Source organism: Aeromonas sp. FDAARGOS 1415 (genome assembly GCF_019048365.1).
Lineage (GTDB): Bacteria > Pseudomonadota > Gammaproteobacteria > Enterobacterales > Aeromonadaceae > Aeromonas > Aeromonas taiwanensis.
Genome location: NZ_CP077363.1, coordinates 2,152,364 through 2,176,026, shown reverse-complemented (window position 1 = coordinate 2,176,026; position 23,663 = coordinate 2,152,364). Strand labels below are relative to the sequence as shown.

Below are 23,663 nucleotides of genomic sequence, written 5' to 3'. Positions count from 1 at the left end.
CTCTCTGCTCCGCCGCATTCATCCGAAAAGCGCCCATAAAAAAAGCGGCAGATTGCTCCGCCGCTTTTTGACCATCTGACCGGATTACTTGTCGATATCCAGCATGTTGTTTTGCAACATGAAATCGATGACCTGGTTGGCTGTCGTCCCCGAACCGCCCGTCAGGGTGTCGAAGGTGTGGTTCATCAGCACTATCTCCTGGGTCACCGGCGCCGCGCCGCTCTCCTTGACCTGCAGGTGCACCCCCTCGTTGTCCTGGAACACCGAGAGCAGGCTCTTCAGGGAGCTCTCGGTCTTGCTGCCATCGCTGTCGAGCAAGTCGCTGAGATCCAGCTTGTCCCCTTCCGACTTGCTGAAATCGACGATGTAGTCCTTGGCCACCTTGCCGGTCTCGGTATCCCCCTTCAGCCAGGTGAAGGTATCGGCTCCGGCATCCCCTTTGAGGATGTCGTCGCCAAGCCCGCCAACCAGGATGTCGTTGCCCAGACCACCACTCAGGGTATCGTTGCCGGTACCACCATAGAGGGTGTCGTTGCCTGCATCACCGGAGAGTTCATCGTTACCTCCCTGGCCGAAGAGGATGTCGTCTCCCAGGCCACCATACAGCTTGTCGTGGCCGCCACGAGTATCACCTGCCACATCAAATGACTTGGCGTTGTCTTTGATATATTCGTACAGCTCTACGGTGCTGGGCGCATACCCGTTCTTCAAGGTCAGGAACTGGGTCAAACCATCCAGTCCCTTCCCATTGACCCAGTCCGTCGGCTTGGCCGGATTGCCCGCCGCGCCCCAAGGCAGATAATCGGTGTTGATGGCATCGCCAAACAAGATGTCGTTTCCGGCACCGCCGTTGACCGTATCCGAGCCAACCTCTGCGGGAGTATTCGTCACCGAGCCACCCACAAGCACAGCATGAAGATCCTCGGCCTTGGTGATAATGTCGGGTTGACCGATCGGCGGGTACGTCACCTTGCCGAGGTTATCAATCACCAGCGTGGCTGATATGTTATCCCACCGCTTCTCCTGTACATCATTCAATGTAAAGACATAGCGATAATCACCAGCGGCCAGAGGACCACTGTTGATGGTCCCGGTCAAACTCGTGGCACTACCGATATTGACCCAGATCGAGCCATTCCAGCGTTGCAGTTGCATCGAGAAACTGTCACCGGAAGAAAAATCGCTATCTGTAGACAAATCAAAGCGGATGCCATTACCTGCCATCACCGCCAGCTTTGCACTGGTAAAGACCGACGAACCGCTGCCGTCATAATCGGTCAAGTAAAGCTTGCCGCCCGAAACAAAGACGTCACTATCACCGCTCTTGCTCCAGGTAGACGTACTCCAGGCACCACTATTGCCAGAGAAGTCGTTGATGGTTTGTACCAGAGCGTACAGACTGCCCGGACCTGTCACCTGGGTATTGTCGAAATACTTCAGGTTATCCTCCGTCACACCGGTACCGATACCAATCGCCTTGACCTCGCTCAATCCAGACAGCGATGCAAAGGCGTCGATGGCCTTCTGCATGTCGGCATCGTTAGTAGTACTACCGGACGAGGAGTCACCGTTGTGTACAGTGGGGTCGCCATCAGTCAGGAAGTAGGTCAGGTTTTCGAATTTCAGCCCTGTCCCGCTACCCGGCTTGGTATTGAACCACTCGGTCGCCTTGATGAAGGCATCCTCGTAGTTGGTCGCACCATTGGCAGACAGAGTCGTGATCTTGTTGATCAGCGTCTGCAGGTTTGCCGAGTTCAGATCTTCGATCTTCAGCATATTGCTGGCCGACCCGGCGAAACCGATCAGCGTCACGTTGACCACGCCATCGTGGCTGGCCAGCTGATTGGCCAACACTTTCAGTGCATTGATCGTCAATGTCATCCGATCCTGACCTGAGCTGGGATACTGACTCCCATTCAAGCCATATTTCATACTGCCTGAGGTATCCACGATCAGCGCAACATTGTAATTCTTGCCAGGCTCGACCGATGTCTTGATGCCACCTATATCACCCAGCAGTACATCATCGCCACCGCCGCCATCAACGGTGTTGTCACCATTCGGATTGGCTGGTTTGATCATGAAGCCGGCGTCTGCCTCGGTAAATTTCACTTCACCCGAGATAGGTTGGCCATTCATGTCATACTCTTGCGAACCCGCCACAACGGTAACCTTGATATTTTGGCTGCCGACCGGCAGTTCAACCTGCAGTGACAACTTGCCATCCTGATCCAGCATGCTGGCTGGCACCTTCCAACTGCCGTCGGCCTGCAGAGTACCACCGGAGAGCGTAGCCCCCTGTGGCAGTCCCTTGATGGTCAGCTCGGTAAAATGTTCGCTACCGTCGGTATCGATCAGATCGACATCAACCTTCAAGGTCGCCAGATCAGCCACTTTGGTCAGGTTGCCATCCTTGAACTCATACTTGCCATCTTGCAGATAGAGGGTTTCGACACTGTAAAAGTCATGGTTGGTCACCACCCCAGTGACAGGATCCGTATAGACGAGCCGGTAGTCGCAGCTGTTGGGCAAACCGGTCGTGACCAGTTTCAGCGCCTTCATCGAGCCGGGCATGTAGGCAACATCCTGGCCGTCACCGCCGTAATAGGAAGTGGTTGCCTTCAGGCTTTGAGAGATAAGCGTATCGTTGCCCCCATCCCCCTGCAGCTTGACCGAGGACGTTGCATTCTTGCCACCGATCAGAATGTCATCTCCGTCACCACCAATCAGGTGCTCATTGACGCTGGCCCCACCGATCAGGGTGTCGTTGCCAACCCCACCGATAGCCTGGAAGCTTGTACCACTGCCGAACTTGATGATGTCGTTGCCTGCTCCGCCATCTACCCAGTTGCCATTGCTGGAAACCAGATAATCATTCCCCTCAGTCGGGTTCGATGATGGATTTTTGCCTTGCAAGGAGTCCAGGATCTCTTCCACTTTCGCCGCACCCGGCGTCAAGCCGCCACTCACCAGCTCAATCTTGAGTGTCACGCCATCAACAACGGGCTTAATATCAATAACGAACTTGGCGCTGTCACTGGAATTGACACCATCGCTGACCTGGTAATCAAAGGCAGCATAATCGCCAAGCTTGTTGCCTGGAGCGCCGCCATTGTTGCCCGCAGCCGAGCTCGACTCATGACGGTCAGGCAAGAACTGCAGCTTGCCTGCATCAATATCCCCCTTGCTGAATGTCAGCCCGCTATTCACCAGGGCCAGTGTCACTGTCTGCCATTTACCGTCAGCATCCTTGTACTGGAGCAAGCCATCGGCTGGCAGTGAGATGATCTTGATCGACAGCTGAGCATCTGGTGTATCGGCATCACTGGCCTTGAAATCGCCCCATTTCAGGGAAAGAGGGCTGTCTTCGGCGCCACTGGCGTAGCCGCCGGAAGTGACGGGAACGGCCAATACCAGCGCAGTATCGCTGCCCGGCAGGGAGATGTTGCCCGCCTTGTCGGTTTGGGTCGCGGTCACCGTCAACGATGTTCCATTGCCAGGTGTCGCCTCCGTCCAAATGATGGTGCCGTTCTGATAGCCGTAGCTCTTGCCATTGCTCGATTGTAGGGTGCCGTCGGCTTTCAACGTCAGTTCAACCGTACTGCTGGCGACGCCATTGTTGATGATCAGCGTCACCTTGCCGCCCGCAACCAGGTCTGCGTGATTGATCCCGGCGCGTACCTGGATCTGATCATTGCCAATCTCGGCCTTGGTCAGCATCTGGTCATTGTTCGTATCGTCCATGATGACCACGGTCGGCGCCGCGGTGGCGGTGGTGTCGCCCATCACCGCGCTGTCCTGGCCTTCCGGCGAGACGTTGCCCGCCTTGTCGGTCAGCGTTGCCTTCACCTCGATGCTGCCGCCGTCCGCCGGACGCGGGTATTCGAAGGTCAGGTGCTGGCCGTCAATCTGCGCCTGGGTCAGGGTGATCGGCGCCTGGCCGGTGACGTTCAGCACATCCCCCGCCACCGCGCCCGCCGGCAGCGTGACCTGCACGCCCACGGTACCGCTGATCTCGGTGCGGCTGATGATGCCGTCGTTGTCGCTGTCTTCGGTGATGACCACGGTCGGCGCCGCGGTGGCGGTGGTGTCGCCCATGGTGGCGCTGTCGCTGCCCGGCAGCGAGACGTTGCCCGCCGCGTCCACGATGGTGGCGGTCACGGTCAGCTTCACGCCGTCCGCCGGACGGTCAAACTCGTAACCCACCTTGCCCGCCGTGATGTCGGCATCGGTCAACAGGCGGTCGGCCTGGCCGCTCACCTTGAGGGTGTCCCCGGCCTTGGCATCGCCCGGCAGGCTCACTTCCACGTCCACCTTGCCGCTGATCTCGGTGTTGCTGATGGTGCCGTCGTTGTTCACGTCTTCGGTGATGACCACGGTCGGCGCACCGGTCGCGGTGGTGTCGCCCATGGTGGCGCTGTCGCTGCCCGACAGCGAGACGTTGCCCGCCGCGTCCACGATGGTGGCGGTCACGGTCAGCTTCACGCCATCCGCCGGACGGTCAAACTCGTAACCCACCTTGCCCGCCGTGATGTCGGCATCGGTCAACAGGCGGTCGGCCTGGCCGCTCACCTTGAGGGTGTCCCCGGCCTTGGCATCGCCCGGCAGGCTCACTTCCACGTCCACCTTGCCGCTGATCTCGGTGTTGCTGATGGCGCCGTCGTTGTTCACGTCTTCGGTGATGACCACGGTCGGCGCACCGGTCGCGGTGGTGTCGCCCATGGTGGCGCTGTCGCTGCCCGGCAGCGAGACGTTGCCCGCCGCGTCCACGATGGTGGCGGTCACGGTCAGCTTCACGCCATCCGCCGGACGGTCAAACTCGTAACCCACCTTGCCCGCCGTGATGTCGGCATCGGTCAACAGGCGGTCGGCCTGGCCGCTCACCTTGAGGGTGTCCCCGGCCTTGGCATCGCCCGGCAGGCTCACTTCCACGTCCACCTTGCCGCTGATCTCGGTGTTGCTGATGGTGCCGTCGTTGTTCACGTCTTCGGTGATGACCACGGTCGGCGCCGCGGTGGCGGTGGTGTCTCCCATCACCGCGCTGTCGCTGCCTTCCGGCGAGACGTTGCCCGCCTTGTCGGTCAGGGTTGCCTTCACCTCGATGCTGTCGCCGTCCGCCGGACGCGGGTATTCGAAGGTCAGGTGCTGGCCGTCAATCTGCGCCTGGGTCAGGGTGATCGGCGCCTGGCCGGTGACGTTCAGCACATCCCCCGCCACCGCGCCCGCCGGCAGCGTGACCTGCACGCCCACGGTACCGCTGATCTCGGTGCGGCTGATGGTGCCGTCGTTGTCGCTGTCTTCGGTGATGACCACGGTCGGCGCCGCGGTGGCGGTGGTGTCGCCCATCACCGCGCTGTCCTGGCCTTCCGGCGAGACGTTGCCCGCCTTGTCGGTCAGGGTTGCCTTCACCTCGATGCTGCCGCCGTCCGCCGGACGCGGGTATTCGAAGGTCAGGTACTGGCCGTCAATCTGCGCCTGGGTCAGGGTGATCGGCGCCTGGCCGGTGACGTTCAGCACATCCCCCACCACCGCGCCCGCCGGCAGCGTGACCTGCACGCCCACGGTACCGCTGATCTCGGTGCGGCTGATGGTGCCGTCGTTGTCGCTGTCTTCGGTGATGACCACGGTCGGCGCCGCGGTGGCGGTGGTGTCGCCCATCACCGCGCTGTCCTGGCCTTCCGGCGAGACGTTGCCCGCCTTGTCGGTCAGGGTTGCCTTCACCTCGATGCTGCCGCCGTCCGCCGGACGCGGGTATTCGAAGGTCAGGTGCTGGCCGTCAATCTGCGCCTGGGTCAGGGTGATCGGCGCCTGGCCGGTGACGTTTAGCACATCCCCCGCCACCGCGCCCGCCGGCAGCGTGACCTGCACGCCCACGGTACCGCTGATCTCGGTGCGGCTGATGGTGCCGTCGTTGTCGGTGTCTTCGGTGATGACCACGGTCGGCGCCACAGTGGCGGTGGTGTCGCCCATCACCGCGCTGTCCTGGCCTTCCGGCGAGACGTTGCCCGCCTTGTCGGTCAGGGTTGCCTTCACCTCGATGCTGCCGCCGTCCGCCGGACGCGGGTATTCGAAGGTCAGGTGCTGGCCGTCAATCTGCGCCTGGGTCAGGGTGATCGGCGCCTGGCCGGTGACGTTCAGCACATCCCCCGCCACCGCGCCCGCCGGCAGCGTGACCTGCACGCCCACGGTACCGCTGATCTCGATGCGGCTGATGGTGCCGTCGTTGTTCACGTCTTCGGTGATGACCACGGTCGGCGCACCGGTCGCGGTGGTGTCGCCCATGGTGGCGCTGTCGCTGCCCGGCAGCGAGACGTTGCCCGCCGCGTCCACGATGGTGGCGGTCACGGTCAGCTTCACGCCGTCCGCCGGACGGTCAAACTCGTAACCCACCTTGCCCGCCGTGATGTCGGCATCGGTCAACAGGCGGTCGGCCTGGCCGCTCACCTTGAGGGTGTCCCCGGCCTTGGCATCGCCCGGCAGGCTCACTTCCACGTCCACCTTGCCGCTGATCTCGGTGTTGCTGATGGTGCCGTCGTTGTTCACGTCTTCGGTGATGACCACGGTCGGCGCACCGGTCGCGGTGGTGTCGCCCATGGTGGCGCTGTCGCTGCCCGGCAGCGAGACGTTGCCCGCCGCGTCCACGATGGTGGCGGTCACGGTCAGCTTCACGCCGTCCGCCGGACGGTCAAACTCGTAACCCACCTTGCCCGCCGTGATGTCGGCATCGGTCAACAGGCGGTCGGCCTGGCCGCTCACCTTGAGGGTGTCCCCGGCCTTGGCATCGCCCGGCAGGCTCACTTCCACGTCCACCTTGCCGCTGATCTCGGTGTTGCTGATGGTGCCGTCGTTGTTCACGTCTTCGGTGATGACCACGGTCGGCGCACCGGTCGCGGTGGTGTCGCCCATCACCGCGCTGTCGCTGCCTTCCGGCGAGACGTTGCCCGCCTTGTCGGTCAGGGTTGCCTTCACCTCGATGCTGCCGCCGTCCGCCGGACGCGGGTATTCGAAGGTCAGGTACTGGCCGTCAATCTGCGCCTGGGTCAGGGTGATCGGCGCCTGGCCGGTGACGTTCAGCACATCCCCCGCCACCGCGCCCGCCGGCAGCGTGACCTGCACGCCCACGGTACCGCTGATCTCGGTGCGGCTGATGGTGCCGTCGTTGTCGGTGTCTTCGGTGATGACCACGGTCGGCGCCGCGGTGGCGGTGGTGTCGCCCATCACCGCGCTGTCGCTGCCTTCCGGCGAGACGTTGCCCGCCGCGTCCACGATGGTGGCGGTCACGGTCAGCTTCACGCCGTCCGCCGGACGGTCAAACTCGTAACCCACCTTGCCCGCCGTGATGTCGGCATCGGTCAACAGGCGGTCGGCCTGGCCGCTCACCTTGAGGGTGTCCCCGGCCTTGGCATCGCCCGGCAGGCTCACTTCCACGTCCACCTTGCCGCTGATCTCGGTGCGGCTGATGGTGCCGTCGTTGTCGGTGTCTTCGGTGATGACCACGGTCGGCGCACCGGTCGCGGTGGTGTCGCCCATCACCGCGCTGTCGCTGCCTTCCGGCGAGACGTTGCCCGCCTTGTCGGTCAGGGTTGCCTTCACCTCGATGCTGCCGCCGTCCGCCGGACGCGGGTATTCGAAGGTCAGGTACTGGCCGTCAATCTGCGCCTGGGTCAGGGTGATCGGCGCCTGGCCGGTGACGTTCAGCACATCCCCCGCCACCGCGCCCGCCGGCAGCGTGACCTGCACGCCCACGGTACCGCTGATCTCGGTGCGGCTGATGGTGCCGTCGTTGTCGGTGTCTTCGGTGATGACCACGGTCGGCGCCGCGGTGGCGGTGGTGTCGCCCATCACCGCGCTGTCGCTGCCTTCCGGCGAGACGTTGCCCGCCGCGTCCACGATGGTGGCGGTCACGGTCAGCTTCACGCCGTCCGCCGGACGGTCAAACTCGTAACCCACCTTGCCCGCCGTGATGTCGGCATCGGTCAACAGGCGGTCGGCCTGGCCGCTCACCTTGAGGGTGTCCCCGGCCTTGGCATCGCCCGGCAGGCTCACTTCCACGTCCACCTTGCCGCTGATCTCGGTGCGGCTGATGGTGCCGTCGTTGTCGGTGTCTTCGGTGATGACCACGGTCGGCGCACCGGTCGCGGTGGTGTCGCCCATCACCGCGCTGTCGCTGCCTTCCGGCGAGACGTTGCCCGCCTTGTCGGTCAGGGTTGCCTTCACCTCGATGCTGCCGCCGTCCGCCGGACGCGGGTATTCGAAGGTCAGGTACTGGCCGTCAATCTGCGCCTGGGTCAGGGTGATCGGCGCCTGGCCGGTGACGTTCAGCACATCCCCCGCCACCGCGCCCGCCGGCAGCGTGACCTGCACGCCCACGGTACCGCTGATCTCGGTGCGGCTGATGGTGCCGTCGTTGTTCACGTCTTCGGTGATGACCACGGTCGGCGCACCGGTCGCGGTGGTGTCGCCCATGGTGGCGCTGTCGCTGCCCGGCAGCGAGACGTTGCCCGCCGCGTCCACGATGGTGGCGGTCACGGTCAGCTTCACGCCGTCCGCCGGACGGTCAAACTCGTAACCCACCTTGCCCGCCGTGATGTCGGCATCGGTCAACAGGCGGTCGGCCTGGCCGCTCACCTTGAGGGTGTCCCCGGCCTTGGCATCGCCCGGCAGGCTCACTTCCACGTCCACCTTGCCGCTGATCTCGGTGTTGCTGATGGTGCCGTCGTTGTTCACGTCTTCGGTGATGACCACGGTCGGCGCACCGGTCGCGGTGGTGTCGCCCATGGTGGCGCTGTCGCTGCCCGGCAGCGAGACGTTGCCCGCCGCGTCCACGATGGTGGCGGTCACGGTCAGCTTCACGCCGTCCGCCGGACGGTCAAACTCGTAACCCACCTTGCCCGCCGTGATGTCGGCATCGGTCAACAGGCGGTCGGCCTGGCCGCTCACCTTGAGGGTGTCCCCGGCCTTGGCATCGCCCGGCAGGCTCACTTCCACGTCCACCTTGCCGCTGATCTCGGTGTTGCTGATGGTGCCGTCGTTGTTCACGTCTTCGGTGATGACCACGGTCGGCGCACCGGTCGCGGTGGTGTCGCCCATGGTGGCGCTGTCGCTGCCCGGCAGCGAGACGTTGCCCGCCGCGTCCACGATGGTGGCGGTCACGGTCAGCTTCACGCCGTCCGCCGGACGGTCAAACTCGTAACCCACCTTGCCCGCCGTGATGTCGGCATCGGTCAACAGGCGGTCGGCCTGGCCGCTCACCTTGAGGGTGTCCCCGGCCTTGGCATCGCCCGGCAGGCTCACTTCCACGTCCACCTTGCCGCTGATCTCGGTGTTGCTGATGGTGCCGTCGTTGTTCACGTCTTCGGTGATGACCACGGTCGGCGCACCGGTCGCGGTGGTGTCGCCCATGGTGGCGCTGTCGCTGCCCGACAGCGAGACGTTGCCCGCCGCGTCCACGATGGTGGCGGTCACGGTCAGCTTCACGCCATCCGCCGGACGGTCAAACTCGTAACCCACCTTGCCCGCCGTGATGTCGTCATCGGTCAACAGGCGGTCGGCCTGGCCGCTCACCTTGAGGGTGTCCCCGGCCTTGGCATCGCCCGGCAGGCTCACTTCCACGTCCACCTTGCCGCTGATCTCGGTGTTGCTGATGGTGCCGTCGTTGTTCACGTCTTCGGTGATGACCACGGTCGGCGCACCGGTCGCGGTGGTGTCGCCCATGGTGGCGCTGTCGCTGCCCGGCAGCGAGACGTTGCCCGCCGCGTCCACGATGGTGGCGGTCACGGTCAGCTTCACGCCGTCCGCCGGACGGTCAAACTCGTAACCCACCTTGCCCGCCGTGATGTCGGCATCGGTCAACAGGCGGTCGGCCTGGCCGCTCACCTTGAGGGTGTCCCCGGCCTTGGCATCGCCCGGCAGGCTCACTTCCACGTCCACCTTGCCGCTGATCTCGGTGTTGCTGATGGTGCCGTCGTTGTTCACGTCTTCGGTGATGACCACGGTCGGCGCGCCGGTGGCGGTGGTGTCGCCCATGGTGGCGCTGTCGCTGCCCGGCAGCGAGACGTTGCCCGCCGCGTCCACGATGGTGGCGGTCACGGTCAGCTTCACGCCGTCCGCCGGACGGTCAAACTCGTAACCCACCTTGCCCGCCGTGATGTCGGCATCGGTCAACAGGCGGTCGGCCTGGCCGCTCACCTTGAGGGTGTCCCCGGCCTTGGCATCGCCCGGCAGGCTCACTTCCACGTCCACCTTGCCGCTGATCTCGGTGTTGCTGATGGTGCCGTCGTTGTTCACGTCTTCGGTGATGACCACGGTCGGCGCGCCGGTGGCGGTGGTGTCGCCCATGGTGGCGCTGTCGCTGCCCGGCAGCGAGACGTTGCCCGCCTTGTCGGTCAGGGTTGCCTTCACCTCGATGCTGCCGCCGTCCGCCGGACGCGGGTATTCGAAGGTCAGGTACTGGCCGTCAATCTGCGCCTGGGTCAGGGTGATCGGCGCCTGGCCGGTGACGTTCAGCACATCCCCCGCCACCGCGCCCGCCGGCAGCGTGACCTGCACGCCCACGGTACCGCTGATCTCGGTGCGGCTGATGGTGCCGTCGTTGTTCACGTCTTCGGTGATGACCACGGTCGGCGCGCCGGTCGCGGTGGTGTCGCCCATGGTGGCGCTGTCGCTGCCCGGCAGCGAGACGTTGCCCGCCGCGTCCACGATGGTGGCGGTCACGGTCAGCTTCATGCCGTCCGCCGGACGGTCAAACTCGTAACCCACCTTGCCCGCCGTGATGTCGGCATCGGTCAACAGGCGGTCGGCCTGGCCGCTCACCTTGAGGGTGTCCCCGGCCTTGGCATCGCCCGGCAGGCTCACTTCCACGTCCACCTTGCCGCTGATCTCGGTGCGGCTGATGGTGCCGTCGTTGTTCACGTCTTCGGTGATGACCACGGTCGGCGCGCCGGTCGCGGTGGTGTCGCCCATGGTGGCGCTGTCGCTGCCCGGCAGCGAGACGTTGCCCGCCGCGTCCACGATGGTGGCGGTCACGGTCAGCTTCACGCCGTCCGCCGGACGGTCAAACTCGTAACCCACCTTGCCCGCCGTGATGTCGGCATCGGTCAACAGGCGGTCGGCCTGGCCGCTCACCTTGAGGGTGTCCCCGGCCTTGGCATCGCCCGGCAGGCTCACTTCCACGTCCACCTTGCCGCTGATCTCGGTGTTGCTGATGGTGCCGTCGTTGTTCACGTCTTCGGTGATGACCACGGTCGGCGCACCGGTCGCGGTGGTGTCGCCCATGGTGGCGCTGTCGCTGCCCGGCAGCGAGACGTTGCCCGCCTTGTCGGTCAGGGTTGCCTTCACCTCGATGCTGCCGCCGTCCGCCGGACGCGGGTATTCGAAGGTCAGGTACTGGCCGTCAATCTGCGCCTGGGTCAGGGTGATCGGCGCCTGGCCGGTGACGTTCAGCACATCCCCCGCCACCGCGCCCGCCGGCAGCGTGACCTGCACGCCCACCGTACCGCTGATCTCGGTGCGGCTGATGGTGCCGTCGTTGTCGCTGTCTTCGGTGATGACCACGGTCGGCGCCGCGGTGGCGGTGGTGTCGCCCATCACCGCGCTGTCCTGGCCTTCCGGCGAGACGTTGCCCGCCTTGTCGGTCAGCGTTGCCTTCACCTCGATGCTGCCGCCGTCCGCCGGACGCGGGTATTCGAAGGTCAGGTGCTGGCCGTCAATCTGCGCCTGGGTCAGGGTGATCGGCGCCTGGCCGGTGACGTTCAGCACATCCCCCGCCACCGCGCCCGCCGGCAGCGTGACCTGCACGCCCACGGTACCGCTGATCTCGGTGCGGCTGATGATGCCGTCGTTGTCGCTGTCTTCGGTGATGACCACGGTCGGCGCCGCGGTGGCGGTGGTGTCGCCCATCACCGCGCTGTCCTGGCCTTCCGGCGAGACGTTGCCCGCCTTGTCGGTCAGGGTTGCCTTCACCTCGATGCTGCCGCCGTCCGCCGGACGCGGGTATTCGAAGGTCAGGTACTGGCCGTCAATCTGCGCCTGGGTCAGGGTGATCGGCGCCTGGCCGGTGACGTTCAGCACATCCCCCGCCACCGCGCCCGCCGGCAGCGTGACCTGCACGCCCACCGTACCGCTGATCTCGGTGCGGCTGATGGTGCCGTCGTTGTCGCTGTCTTCGGTGATGACCACGGTCGGCGCCGCGGTGGCGGTGGTGTCGCCCATCACCGCGCTGTCCTGGCCTTCCGGCGAGACGTTGCCCGCCTTGTCGGTCAGGGTTGCCTTCACCTCGATGCTGCCGCCGTCCGCCGGACGCGGGTATTCGAAGGTCAGGTGCTGGCCGTCAATCTGCGCCTGGGTCAGGGTGATCGGCGCCTGGCCGGTGACGTTCAGCACATCCCCCGCCACCGCGCCCGCCGGCAGCGTGACCTTCACGCCCACGGTACCGCTGATCTCGGTGCGGCTGATGGTGCCGTCGTTGTCGCTGTCTTCGGTGATGACCACGGTCGGCGCCGCAGTGGCGGTGGTGTCGCCCATCACCGCGCTGTCCTGGCCTTCCGGCGAGACGTTGCCCGCCTTGTCGGTCAGGGTTGCCTTCACCTCGATGCTGCCGCCGTCCGCCGGACGCGGGTATTCGAAGGTCAGGTGCTGGCCGTCAATCTGCGCCTGGGTCAGGGTGATCGGCGCCTGGCCGGTGACGTTCAGCACATCCCCCGCCACCGCGCCCGCCGGCAGCGTGACCTGCACGCCCACGGTACCGCTGATCTCGGTGCGGCTGATGGTGCCGTCGTTGTCGCTGTCTTCGGTGATGACCACGGTCGGCGCCGCAGTGGCGGTGGTGTCGCCCATCACCGCGCTGTCCTGGCCTTCCGGCGAGACGTTGCCCGCCTTGTCGGTCAGGGTTGCCTTCACCTCGATGCTGCCGCCGTCCGCCGGACGCGGGTATTCGAAGGTCAGGTGCTGGCCGTCAATCTGCGCCTGGGTCAGGGTGATCGGCGCCTGGCCGGTGACGTTCAGCACATCCCCCGCCACCGCGCCCGCCGGCAGCGTGACCTGCACGCCCACGGTACCGCTGATCTCGGTGCGGCTGATGGTGCCGTCGTTGTCGCTGTCTTCGGTGATGACCACGGTCGGCGCCGCGGTGGCGGTGGTGTCCAGCAAGGTAGTGTCGTCGGTGGCGCTGGCCGGGTTGCCCGCCGCGTCGGTGACGCTCGCCACCACCGTCAGGTTACCATCCGCCAACCCGCTCAGGTCTGCGGTGGTGCGGTAGTTGCCGTCGACATCGGTGACGGCGGTGACGGTCACCTTGTCGCCCTTGGCATCGCTGATCACCAGGGTCATGGTGCGGTTCGGGCCGACATCGGAGGTACCGCTGATGAGCGCGTTGGTCACATTGGCCGCGTTCACGTCATCCAGGCTCACCGTGATGTGCGCCGTGGTGTCCACGCTACCATCATCGCTCGCAGTGCCTCTGTTACCAGCAGGGTCAGTCACGCTGGCGGTCACGTCATAGCCACCATCCGGCAACGGCGTCACGATATCCGCGCTGTAGCTGCCATCCGGTTGTACCGTAGCGGTCAGGGTCTGCTGATTGCCGTTGCCATCGGTCACCACCAGGGTCACCGTACTGCCAGCGGGAGCATCCGTGGTACCGGTCAGGGTCGGCGTCCGATCATTGGTGTTATCGGGGGCAGAGACGGTGATGACGGGAGCGATGAGGTCAAGAAGTTCATCCTCGCCACCCTGGGCCTCGGCCAGTGGCGCAACAGCATCCGGGTTGGCACTCTCAAAGCCGGCGCTGGCGATGGTGGCATCGCCGGTTCTGTCGATGGTGATGAAGCCGCCATTGCCGCTGGTGCCCGCGACGCCGCCGACATTGCCCGCTGCGGGTGCACCGCCCGCCGCCGACGCTTCAAACGCCTGGGTCGGATCCGCCCCTTGCAGGATGGCCTGTTGCAGGGCCGCGATATCGTCAGGCACCCCGGCTTGTGCGCGCTGAGCGAGTTGCACCTCGCCCTCTTCGGAAGACTTGCTCGGGCTCAGGGTGAAGGTGGTATCCCCTCCCTGGAAGCTGGCGCCTTCCGGAGCAAGCAGCACGGCATCCTTGGGCAGCGTATCGCCTTCAGAAAGAAGCGTCTGGCTCCCGTCTGCCGCGACCAGATAGATCTTGCCTTGCAAATGGGTAACGACGACGTCCTGATCCAATACGATGCTCTTGCTGCTCATGGGCTCTCCTGACATAAAAATGGGCATAGCAATCCAGCCTCCAATGTGCCCGTTAATCAGACCAGAAACCAGTTAGAAAAATCGAATGAACAGACCAAAACGAAGCCCATTTTGGTAACTAAACCGAAGGGAACTAGAAGATGAATAAAATTAGTTAAATCAAGACCATCGATTATGACAGAACGGAGACGGGAGCCGTGGAAGCTCCCATCTCGGGACACATCAGGCGCCGGCCCAGAGCAAGATCGCCAGCAGTTGGGGAGAGATGATCCGCAGGAACATAACCAGGGGGTAGACAGTGGCGTAGGAGAGCGCACTGGCCCCGCTGGTCGGGTGCATGCCATTGGCGAAGGCCAGGGCGGGAGGGTCAGTCATGGAGCCGGCCAGCAGCCCGCACAGGGTGAGGTAATTGACCTTGCCATAGCGGCGCGCCAGCACCCCGACCACCAGCAGCGGGATCAGGGTGATCGCCACGCCGTACATTACCCAGGCGGGGCCGTCCCCGTTGATCAGGGTATCGATGAAACCGGCCCCCGACTTGAACCCGACCACCGCCAGAAACAGCACTATGCCGATCTCCCGCAACGCCAGGTTCGCACTCGGCGGCATGAACCAGTAGAGCTTGCCGATGCTGCCGATGCGCGACAGGATGAGGGCAACCACCAGGGGGCCCCCCGCCAGCCCCAGCTTGAGGGCCGCCGGGAACCCCGGCAGATAGAAGGGGATGGAGCCGAGCAGCACGCCAAGACCAATGCCGATGAAGACCGGCAGCATCTGCACCTGCTGCAGTTTCTGCTGTACGTTGCCGACCACGCTGGTCACCGACTCGATGGCATCGAGCCGCCCCACCAGATTCAGGATGTCCCCGAACTGCAGGCTGGTCTGGCTGGTCGGCACCAGCTCGATCCCGGCACGGTTGAGACGCGAGATCACCACGTCGTACTTCTGCTTGATGTCGAGATCGCGGATCCGCTTGCCGAGCACCTGCTCATTGGTGACCACCACCCGCTCGACCCGCAGATCCGTGCCCCGGGTGGAGAGGGAGGTATCCACCTCTTCCCCCAGTACCAGCAACACCTTGTGCAGGGCGTGACGCTCACCCACCAGATGCAGCAGATCGCCGAGCTCGATGCGCGAGTCAGGCCTCGGCACCATCAGTTCATCACCGCGCTTGAGACGCGAGCAGATGACGTCAGTCTCATCCAGGCTCGGGATCTCGCTCAACATCAGACCGTGCATGTTGGGGTTGCGCACCGCGATGTTGATGGTCTGCAGGCTCTCCTTGGTCTTGCCCGCCTGCTGCTCAAACTGGGCAGCTTCTTCGTCGATCTTGATGCGATAAAACATGCGGATGAGCCACATGGTCAGCAAGATGCCGCAGATCCCGAACGGGTAGGCCACCGCGTAGCCCATCCCCATCAGGCCGGTAGAGCCGGGCGCCGCCCCCAGTTCCGCCAGGATCTGCTGGCCCGCCCCGAGGGACGGGGTATTGGTCACGGCCCCGGAGAAGACCCCGAGGATCACCGGCAGCGGCACATCGAACAGCTGGTGCAGCGCCGCCGCCACCACGCAACCGAGCAGCACCAGCAGGGCCGCAAAACCATTGAGCTTGAGGCCCGAACTTCGCAGGGAGGAGAAGAAGCCGGGACCGACCTGGATGCCGATGGTGTAGACAAACAGGATCAGGCCAAATTCTTGAATAAAATGAAGTGTTTGCTCATCCAGCTTCAAGCCGGATAGCCCGGCGAAGTGGCCCACTATGATGCCGCCGAACAACACCCCGCCAATGCCCAGTCCCACGCCATAGACTCGCCAGTTTCCCAGCCAGAGCCCCAGCACCGCCACCAGCGACAACATGCTGATGGAAAGCGCGATTTCACTCATCGTTTGCATCCTTTCCAAGCTGAACTGACCCTAGCTTGTCAGCAAACGAAGAGGGCGACTGTGGGGTGCCGCACGAATTCGGGCATTCATGAGCGGAAAAATACCAATTAAGGGCTATAAGGCAGGCTTCTCATCACGAGGGAGACACCACCTCACACGAGACACAACCGGGAGCAAGACGGAGCCTCAGCGCCCGGACGTCCCCTTCTTCACCAACACTGATCACCGCAGAAACGGCGTATCGGCGCGATCAGACGTAGCCATAGATGGCCATGAAGTGGCACAGGCTGCCCCCCAGCACGAACAGATGCCAGATGGCGTGGTTATAAGGGATGCGCTTGGCCACGTAGAAAACCACCCCCAGGCTGTAGACGAGCCCCCCCAGCCCCAGCAGCAGGAGTCCGGCGCCCTCCAGATGCAGGTAGAGCTGATAGATGACCACCAGCGACAACCAGCCGAGCATCAGGTAGGTAAACAGCGACAGCTTCTTGAAGCGATTGATGAACAGCAGCTTGAATACCACTCCGGCCAGCGCCAGGCCCCAGATCACCACCATCAATCCCCTGGCCAGCGGTGTGTCCAGTACCACCAGCAGGAAGGGGGTATAGGTGCCGGCGATCAGCAGATAGATGGCACAATGATCGAACACCTTGCACCAGCGCCTGGCCGTCGCCGACGCCATGCTGTGATAGAGGGTCGAGGCGAGGTAGAGCAGTACCAGACTGGCACCATAGAGGCCGTAGCTCAGCAACACCCTGGGGCCCTGATCCCACCCTCTGTGCAGCAGCAGGGCCAGTCCCAGCCCGCCCAGCAGCAACCCCAGCCCATGGCTGAGGCGATTAGCCCACTCTTCCCGTGGGGAATACCCCGTCACATCCGTCATCAACACCTCCAGTCCTGATCCGGCTCACTCTAGCGGCCGGCGTTTCAGGCTACAAGTGTTAGCTCAAAATAAAACGACGACGGACCCGGGGGCAGGAGATGGCTGTGCCCCCCGCCCCTTTGGTGTATGCTCTGCCGCCGACGTCGCCCGCGTGGATAGCCGCGGCTGCCCGACAATCTGGTCTGGAGAACCTGATGAAGCTGACTGAACTGTTTACACAACCGGATCCCGACTTCGGCCAGGCCATGACGGCCCTGCTGGAGACCTTCCATCACTCCGACGACAGTCAGGCCCCCTATCAACGGGGCAGTTTCACTCACCAGCTCGACCAGTCTGCCATGCCCGACACCGGCATGAGCACCCAGGACTACCTGGCCCGCCTGGCCACCCTGGTCCCCGGCGCCTCCCACCTCACGTCGCCCCACTACATGGGGCACATGACGGCGCCCTTGCCGGCCTTCACCGCCGAGCTCTCCCGGCTGCTGGTAATGCTGAACCAGAATCCCATGAAGATGGAGTCCTCCCGCCTGTTGAGTTTTCTCGAGCGGGAGGTGCTGGCCAAATTGCACCGCCTCATCTATCGCGGGGAGGACGACTTCTATGGCGCGCAGATGCATGCCAAGGATGCGGCCCTCGGCGTCATGACCAGCGGGGGCACCATCGCCAACGTCACTGCCCTCTGGCTGGCCCGCAACCGGGCCTGTGGCGACAACCTGTTTTCGCTCTTTGAGCAGGGTTACTGCGGGGCCGTGATCCTGGGGTCGCGGCTGATGCACTACTCCTTCGACAAGGGGATGGACCTGCTGGGTCTGGGCGCCCGCAGCGTCTGGCGCCTCGACACGGACGAACACAACCGGCTATGCCTGGCGGCGCTGGAAAAGGCACTGGTCCAGTGCAAGGAGCAGAAACTCAAGGTACTGGCCCTGGTCGGCGTGGCAGGCAGCACGGACTTCGGCTCCATCGACCCCCTGCCCGAGCTCGCCGCCATCGCCCGGCGCGAGCAGATCCACTTTCACGTGGATGCCGCCTGGGGAGGACCGACGCTCTTCTCCCCACGCTATCAAAGCTTGCTGGACGGCATCGACCAGGCCGACACCGTGACTCTGGACGGCCACAAGCAGCTGCTGGTGCCGCTCGGTACCGGCATGCTGCTCTGTCGCCAGCCGGATCTGATGATGACGGTGAAACGCGAGGCGCCCTACGCCATTCGCGCCAGCTCCTTCGACCAGGGGCGCTTCACCCTGGAGGGCACCCGCCCCGCCAACGCCCTCTATCTGGATGCCGCCTTCCAGCTGCTGGGCCGTCAGGGCTATGCCCGGCTGATCGACGCCAACTACGACAGGGCACGGCGGATGGCAGAGCTCATCGACGCCAGCCCCGCCTTCGAGCTGATGTCAGCTCCGGTGATGAACCTGCTCTCCTATCGCTGCATTCCCCCTCACCTCCAGGGCAAGGTGCTGGATACGGCGGCCAACGACGAGATCAACGCCTTCAACGTCGCACTGCAGAAGGCGCAGCGCGCCGAGGGGCACAGCTTCGTCTCCCGAACCCAGCGTGCGGTGAGCCGCTACGGAGAGCAACCGCTCACTCTGCTGCGCGCCGTCCTGCTCAACCCCCTCATCGAGGAGCACCACATCCGCGCCCTGCTGGACGACCAGCTGCGCCTCGGGCGCCTCGTTGCCGATCAGCTGTTCGGCCAGGGGAGCTCATCCGGGGAAGGAACTGTGTGAAAGATGGGCAGTCTTATTCATTTGCCGTTGTCTGACAGGCAGGTACACTGAGTGAAATTTTGAGGTTAGAGCCCAGCATGAAGCAGTTTATCGAGTTTATCCCCCTGATCGTCTTCTTCGCGGTCTACAAGTTCTACGACATCTATACCGCCACCGGCGCCTTGGTCGTCGTCACCGGTTTGCAGCTGCTCTACAGCTGGCTGCGTTACCGCAAGGTCGAGAAGATGCAGCTGTTCACCTTCCTGCTGGTCGGTTTCTTTGGCGGCCTCACCGTCTTCTTCCATGACGACGCCTTCATCAAGTGGAAGGTGACCGTCATCAACGTGCTGTTTGCCCTCGCCCTGCTCATCAGCCGCTACGGCTTTGGCAAAAACCTCATCAAGCAGATGCTGGCCAAGGAGCTGCAGGCCCCCGACCGCATCTGGGACAACGTCAACCTCGGCTGGGTCGGTTTCTTCGCTCTCTGCGGCCTGCTCAACCTCTATGTGGCGTTCAACCTGTCACAGGAGATGTGGGTCAACTTCAAGGTCTTCGGCCTGCTGGGCATGACGCTGGTGTTCACCCTGCTCAGCGGCGTCTATCTCTATCGCCATCTGCCGGCAGAGCAGAAGGCCGAACAGAAAAAATAACCGCAACCAGAAAAGGATTCTCGCATGTGGTATCTCATCTATTCCGAAGACGTGGCCAACAGCCTGCCCCAGCGCAAGCTGGCACGCCCCGCCCACCTCGCCCGCCTGCAGGCCCTGCAGGATGAGGGACGCCTACTGACCGCAGGCCCCAACCCGGCCATCGACGCCGAAGATCCGGCCGATGCGGGCTTCACAGGCAGCACCGTCATCGCCGAGTTCGCCAGCCAGGCCGAGGCCAAGGCCTGGGCCGATGCCGATCCTTACGTGGCGGCCGGTGTCTACGCCAACGTGACCATCAAGCCGTTCAAGAAGGTCTTCTAGTATCACCTCCTGGTAGCTAGCGCCCATGAAAAAGGCCGGACTGTGTCCGGCCTTTTTGCATCTGTTCAGCCCCCCATGCTGGCTCAGGCCTTCGCCACGAACCAGGGGTTGAGGATATCCGGCTTGTTGTACGCCAGCGCGCTGCCATCGAGTTGCGTCACGCTGCCCCCCGCCCCTTCCAGCACCGCCTGGGCGGCGCCGGTATCCCACTCGCAGGTCGGGGCGAGGCGTGGGTAGAGGGCCGCGCCCCCCTCGGCAATGATGCAGAACTTGAGGGAGCTTCCCATGGAGACCAGCTCAATCTCCCCCCGCGCCATATCACCAAAGCGGGCCAGGTAATCCAGTGTTTCCCGGGAGAGGTGATTTCGGCTGCCCACGACCCGCAAGGGCTCCCCTTCCCGATGAGGACGAGTCTGGATGGCCTCATGCCGACCTTCCACAACACGCCAGGCGCCGAGCCCCTTTCCGCCATACCAGAGCTTGTCCAGTACAGGGGCATACACCAGCCCCCAGGTCGGGGTACCCTGTTCAATCAGGGCGATATTCACTGTGAACTCGCCGTTACGGGAGACAAACTCCTTGGTGCCATCCAGCGGGTCCACCAGCCAGTAGCGGGACCAGCCGAATCGCGCCACCATCACCTCGGGGGAAGACTCTTCCGACAGCACGGGAATGTCGGGGGTGAGCCGGGCCAGCGCCTGGACGATCACCTCGTGGGCCCCCTTGTCCGCCGCAGTCAGCGGGCTCTCGTCCTGCTTGTACTCCACCGCAAAGGGCTGACTGTAGATGGACATGATGGCGTCACCGGCGGCGCGGGCGATGGGCTCCAGCTCGGAAATGGCGGGTAGATACATAGAAAAGACATCTCTCTCAAAGGGTTAGTCAGTGTAACCGAGAGCCCCCTTGTCGGCTTATAGCCGATTCGCCTGAATTATTACCCTGCTACTTTTCACAGACGAAAAGTGACGTAATCCAGCTAGCTTTCTATAGCCACCCGGCATCCAACAAGGACGTGAAACCATGACCCCCAAAGCTCTCGTTGCAGCCCTGTTGCTGGGCTGCCTCCCCCTGTTGAGCCAACCCGTGCTGGCCGCCGACAAACCGGCCACCAAGCCCGCCGCGACCGTCGCGACCACCACGGAGACCGGCAAGATCAACCTCAATACCGCCAGCGCCGATGAGCTCGCCTCCCTGAAGGGCATAGGCGAGAAGAAGGCACAGGCCATCGTCGACCATCGCGAAAAACAGGGCAAGTTTACCTCTGTGGACCAGCTAGCAGACGTGAGTGGCATCGGGCCCGCCACCCTGGAAGCAAACCGGGACATGATTATCGTCAAGTAACCGGTTTTCATCCCCATCATCCCGAGGGCGGCCTGTGGCTGCCCTATTTTTCTTCGGGTATCATGAGCCCACTTCGTATTTTCGGATTCACTCCATGAAAAAGACACCGCTCGTTGTTCGCAAGGCCGTCCTGCCCGTCGCCGGCCTGGGTACCCGCATGCTGCCCGCCACCAAGGCCATCCCCAAGGAGATGCTGCCGGTCGTCGACAAGCCCCTGATCCAGTATGTGGTGCGCGAGGCCATCGCAGCCGGGATCAAGGAGATCATCTTGGTGACCCATTCGAGCAAGAACTCCATCGAGAACCACTTCGACAAGAGCTTCGAGCTGGAAGCGACCCTGGAGAAACGGGTCAAGCGCCAGCTGCTGGAAGAGGTACAGCACATCTGCCCCAAAGACGTCACCATCATGCACGTGCGCCAGGGTGAGGCAAAAGGCCTGGGCCACGCAGTTCTGTGCGCCCGCCCGCTGATCGGGGATCAACCCTTCGCCGTCCTGCTGCCGGACGTGCTCATCGACGAAGTGGCCAGCGATCTCAAGCAGGACAACCTGGCGGAGATGGTGCACCTGTTCGAAGAGAACCAGATCAGCCAGATCATGGTGGAGGCCGTTCCCGAGAGCGAGGTGGACAAGTACGGCATCGCCGACATCAAGGGCGAGGCGCTGAGTGCCGGCATGTCCCTGCCCATGCAGGCCATCGTCGAGAAGCCGCCCCGCGACGAGGCACCCTCCAATCTGGCCGTGGTCGGCCGCTACGTGCTCTCCGCCAATATCTGGCCTCTGCTGGAGAAAACCCCGGCTGGCGCCGGTGACGAGATCCAGCTGACCGATGCCATCGCCATGCTGATGGAGAAAGAGCAGGTCAACGCCTATTTCATGAAGGGACGCAGCCACGATTGCGGCAGCAAGCTAGGTTATATGAAAGCCAACGTGGAGTACGCCGTGCGCCACCGCGAGCTGGACGGCGATTTTACTGCCTGGCTGAAGCAGTTCGTCAAACAGTTGTAATCGCTGAATATTTACACAATAGGCAGAATAAAAGTCTGGGCATCATTCGATGCCCATTTTCATTTTATAAACAAATAATCAACCATAGATAGATAAAATATCGTCAAAACCTGTCATTGTAATTCAATCCTGCTTGTTTTATAAGGAATATGGCTTGTTCCTAGCCCTTGCATAAAATTTCTAAAAAAATATAAGACACAGGTGGAAGTTCCAATGAATAACCCGTCCAAAGGGACCTTCTTAGGTCACCCCAAAGGGCTTTTTTTGCTCTTTAGTACCGAACTCTGGGAGAGGTTCTCCTACTACGGCATGCGTGCCGTGCTCGTCCTCTATCTGACCGACATGACCGCCAACGGCGGCATGGGCTGGACCCAGGCGGATGCCCTCAAGCTGTATGGCATCTATACCGGTCTGGTCTACATCACGCCGATCATCGGCGGCTGGCTGGCAGATACCTTCCTGGGTCAACGCCGCGCCATCCTGTTTGGTGCCGTGCTCATGGCCGCCGGCCAGTTCACCCTGGCTCTGCCCCACGCCATGTTCCCGGACATGGTCAACACCGTCTTCTACGCGGGCCTCGGCCTGCTGATCGTGGGTAACGGCCTGTTCAAGCCGAACATCTCCACCATGGTGGGCGACCTGTATCAAACTGGTGATCACCGTCGTGACGGCGCCTTCACCATCTTCTACATGGGCATCAACCTAGGTTCCCTGTTGGCCGGTGTGATCTGCGGCGCCGCTGCCACCGCCTACGGCTGGCAGGCCGCCTTCGTCAGCGCCGGTATCGGCATGCTGCTCTCCCTGGTGGTACAGGCCACCATGGCCCAGCGCTTCCTCGGTGACATCGGCCGCGTGCCGGCCGCCAAGCGCGCCGCCGAGCAACGCTCCCAAGAGCAGAAGGCCCCGCTGACCAAGCAGGAAGTAGACCGCATCAAGGTCATCCTGGTGCTGGGTCTGTTCACCATCATCTTCTGGGCCGGCTTCGAGCAGGCCGGTGGCCTGATGAACCTGTATGCACAGGAATATACCGATCGCATGATCGGCAGCTTCGAAGTGCCGACCGCCTGGTTCCAGTCCCTGAACCCCTTCTTCATCATCACCCTGGCCCCCATAGTCGCCGCCATCTGGATCAAGCTCGGCAAGAAAGAGCCGAACTCCCCGGTGAAGTTCGCCATGGGCCTGCTGTTCCTCGCCGTCGGCTTCCTGTTCATGATCGGAGCCGTGCTGGAGCAGGGTGGTGATCAGGCCGTCAAGACCTCCATGTTCTGGCTGGTCGGCGCCTATCTGTTCCACACCCTGGGCGAGCTCTGCCTCTCCCCCATCGGCCTCTCCATGGTGACCAAGCTGGCTCCGCTGCGCCTGGCCTCCCTGATGATGGGTGCCTGGTTCGGCTTCGTGGCCCTGGCCAACTATGCCGCCGGCTTCATCGGCTCCTTCGTCGGCGAGTCCGGTGCCATGGCCATCTTCGGTGGCATCGCGCTGGCCGCGGTGATCAGCGCCCTGATCCTGCTGACCATGGCCAACCGCCTGGTCTACTGGATGCACGGTGCCGAAGGTCCGGCCAAAGAGCCGGAGCAAGAGAACAAGCTGCAGTCCGCCACCGTCTGATCGGCCAGGATGCTGCAACGCAAAGAGGGCGCCAACAGGCGCCCTCTTTG

General features: G+C 63.3%; 10 protein-coding genes. 6 read left to right on the top strand and 4 right to left on the bottom strand.

All coding sequences use genetic code 11. The annotated features are described in order from the left end of the window. Positions 1 to 84: 84 nt before the first annotated feature. The 3 genes from I6L45_RS10370 to I6L45_RS10360 form a co-directional block, all read right to left on the bottom strand. Complete coding sequence (locus I6L45_RS10370) at positions 85 to 14,211, bottom strand: Ig-like domain-containing protein (protein WP_216984148.1); 14,127 nt, start codon at positions 14,209 to 14,211, stop codon at positions 85 to 87. Positions 14,212 to 14,433: 222 nt separating this feature from the next. Next, the gene (locus I6L45_RS10365) at positions 14,434 to 16,095 is read right to left on the bottom strand and encodes a putative transporter (RefSeq protein ID WP_216984147.1); all 1,662 of its coding nucleotides are present in this window, start codon (positions 16,093 to 16,095) and stop codon (positions 14,434 to 14,436) included. Between the two features lie 250 nt (positions 16,096 to 16,345). Next, positions 16,346 to 16,978: a hemolysin III family protein gene (locus tag I6L45_RS10360; protein ID WP_216984146.1), complete on the bottom strand. Its 633-nt coding sequence runs from the start codon at positions 16,976 to 16,978 to the stop codon at positions 16,346 to 16,348. A gap of 194 nt (positions 16,979 to 17,172) precedes the next feature. Here I6L45_RS10360 and I6L45_RS10355 point away from each other — a divergent pair, with 194 nt between their 5' ends. From I6L45_RS10355 to I6L45_RS10345, 3 genes are all read left to right on the top strand, one after another. Next, positions 17,173 to 18,708 carry an aminotransferase class V-fold PLP-dependent enzyme gene (locus I6L45_RS10355; protein WP_216984145.1) on the top strand — a complete coding sequence of 512 codons (1,536 nt, stop codon included), beginning with the start codon at positions 17,173 to 17,175 and terminating at the stop codon, positions 18,706 to 18,708. A gap of 77 nt (positions 18,709 to 18,785) precedes the next feature. Further along, a complete protein-coding gene (locus I6L45_RS10350) occupies positions 18,786 to 19,337 on the top strand; it encodes a septation protein A (RefSeq protein WP_210549763.1) in 552 nt (183 codons plus the stop codon). A 24-nt stretch (positions 19,338 to 19,361) separates the two neighbouring features. Next, entirely contained in the window at positions 19,362 to 19,658 is a 297-nt protein-coding gene (locus tag I6L45_RS10345) for a YciI family protein (RefSeq protein ID WP_043764228.1), read from the top strand. Positions 19,659 to 19,741: 83 nt separating this feature from the next. Here I6L45_RS10345 and cysQ read toward each other — a convergent pair whose 3' ends face one another. Beyond that, positions 19,742 to 20,512: a 3'(2'),5'-bisphosphate nucleotidase CysQ gene (gene cysQ / locus I6L45_RS10340; RefSeq protein ID WP_216984144.1), complete on the bottom strand. Its 771-nt coding sequence runs from the start codon at positions 20,510 to 20,512 to the stop codon at positions 19,742 to 19,744. Between the two features lie 166 nt (positions 20,513 to 20,678). Between cysQ and I6L45_RS10335 the strand changes: the two genes are divergently transcribed. The 3 genes from I6L45_RS10335 to I6L45_RS10325 all read left to right on the top strand — a co-directional run bounded on the left by I6L45_RS10335 (position 20,679) and on the right by I6L45_RS10325 (position 23,613). Continuing rightward, positions 20,679 to 20,999 (top strand): helix-hairpin-helix domain-containing protein, encoded by a 321-nt coding sequence (locus I6L45_RS10335; RefSeq protein WP_216984143.1) that lies wholly within the window; start codon positions 20,679 to 20,681, stop codon positions 20,997 to 20,999. A 94-nt stretch (positions 21,000 to 21,093) separates the two neighbouring features. Continuing rightward, positions 21,094 to 22,005, top strand: a complete 912-nt coding sequence (gene galU, locus I6L45_RS10330) for a UTP--glucose-1-phosphate uridylyltransferase GalU (RefSeq protein WP_210549766.1) — start codon at positions 21,094 to 21,096, stop codon at positions 22,003 to 22,005. 213 nt (positions 22,006 to 22,218) lie between these two features. Further along, on the top strand, positions 22,219 to 23,613 hold the full coding sequence (locus I6L45_RS10325) for a peptide MFS transporter (protein WP_134697108.1): 1,395 nt from the start codon (positions 22,219 to 22,221) through the stop codon (positions 23,611 to 23,613). The last annotated feature ends 50 nt before the right edge of the window (positions 23,614 to 23,663 follow it).

What these genes read in the sequence shown, in the direction of transcription:
- I6L45_RS10370 (WP_216984148.1), bottom strand. Translation starts at nt 14,211, where the DNA reads ATGAGCAGCAAGAGCATCGTATTGGATCAGGACGTCGTCGTTACCCAT.
- I6L45_RS10365 (WP_216984147.1), bottom strand. Translation starts at nt 16,095, where the DNA reads ATGAGTGAAATCGCGCTTTCCATCAGCATGTTGTCGCTGGTGGCGGTG.
- I6L45_RS10360 (WP_216984146.1), bottom strand. Translation starts at nt 16,978, where the DNA reads ATGACGGATGTGACGGGGTATTCCCCACGGGAAGAGTGGGCTAATCGC.
- I6L45_RS10355 (WP_216984145.1), top strand. Translation starts at nt 17,173, where the DNA reads ATGAAGCTGACTGAACTGTTTACACAACCGGATCCCGACTTCGGCCAG.
- I6L45_RS10350 (WP_210549763.1), top strand. Translation starts at nt 18,786, where the DNA reads ATGAAGCAGTTTATCGAGTTTATCCCCCTGATCGTCTTCTTCGCGGTC.
- I6L45_RS10345 (WP_043764228.1), top strand. Translation starts at nt 19,362, where the DNA reads ATGTGGTATCTCATCTATTCCGAAGACGTGGCCAACAGCCTGCCCCAG.
- cysQ (WP_216984144.1), bottom strand. Translation starts at nt 20,512, where the DNA reads ATGTATCTACCCGCCATTTCCGAGCTGGAGCCCATCGCCCGCGCCGCC.
- I6L45_RS10335 (WP_216984143.1), top strand. Translation starts at nt 20,679, where the DNA reads ATGACCCCCAAAGCTCTCGTTGCAGCCCTGTTGCTGGGCTGCCTCCCC.
- galU (WP_210549766.1), top strand. Translation starts at nt 21,094, where the DNA reads ATGAAAAAGACACCGCTCGTTGTTCGCAAGGCCGTCCTGCCCGTCGCC.
- I6L45_RS10325 (WP_134697108.1), top strand. Translation starts at nt 22,219, where the DNA reads ATGAATAACCCGTCCAAAGGGACCTTCTTAGGTCACCCCAAAGGGCTT.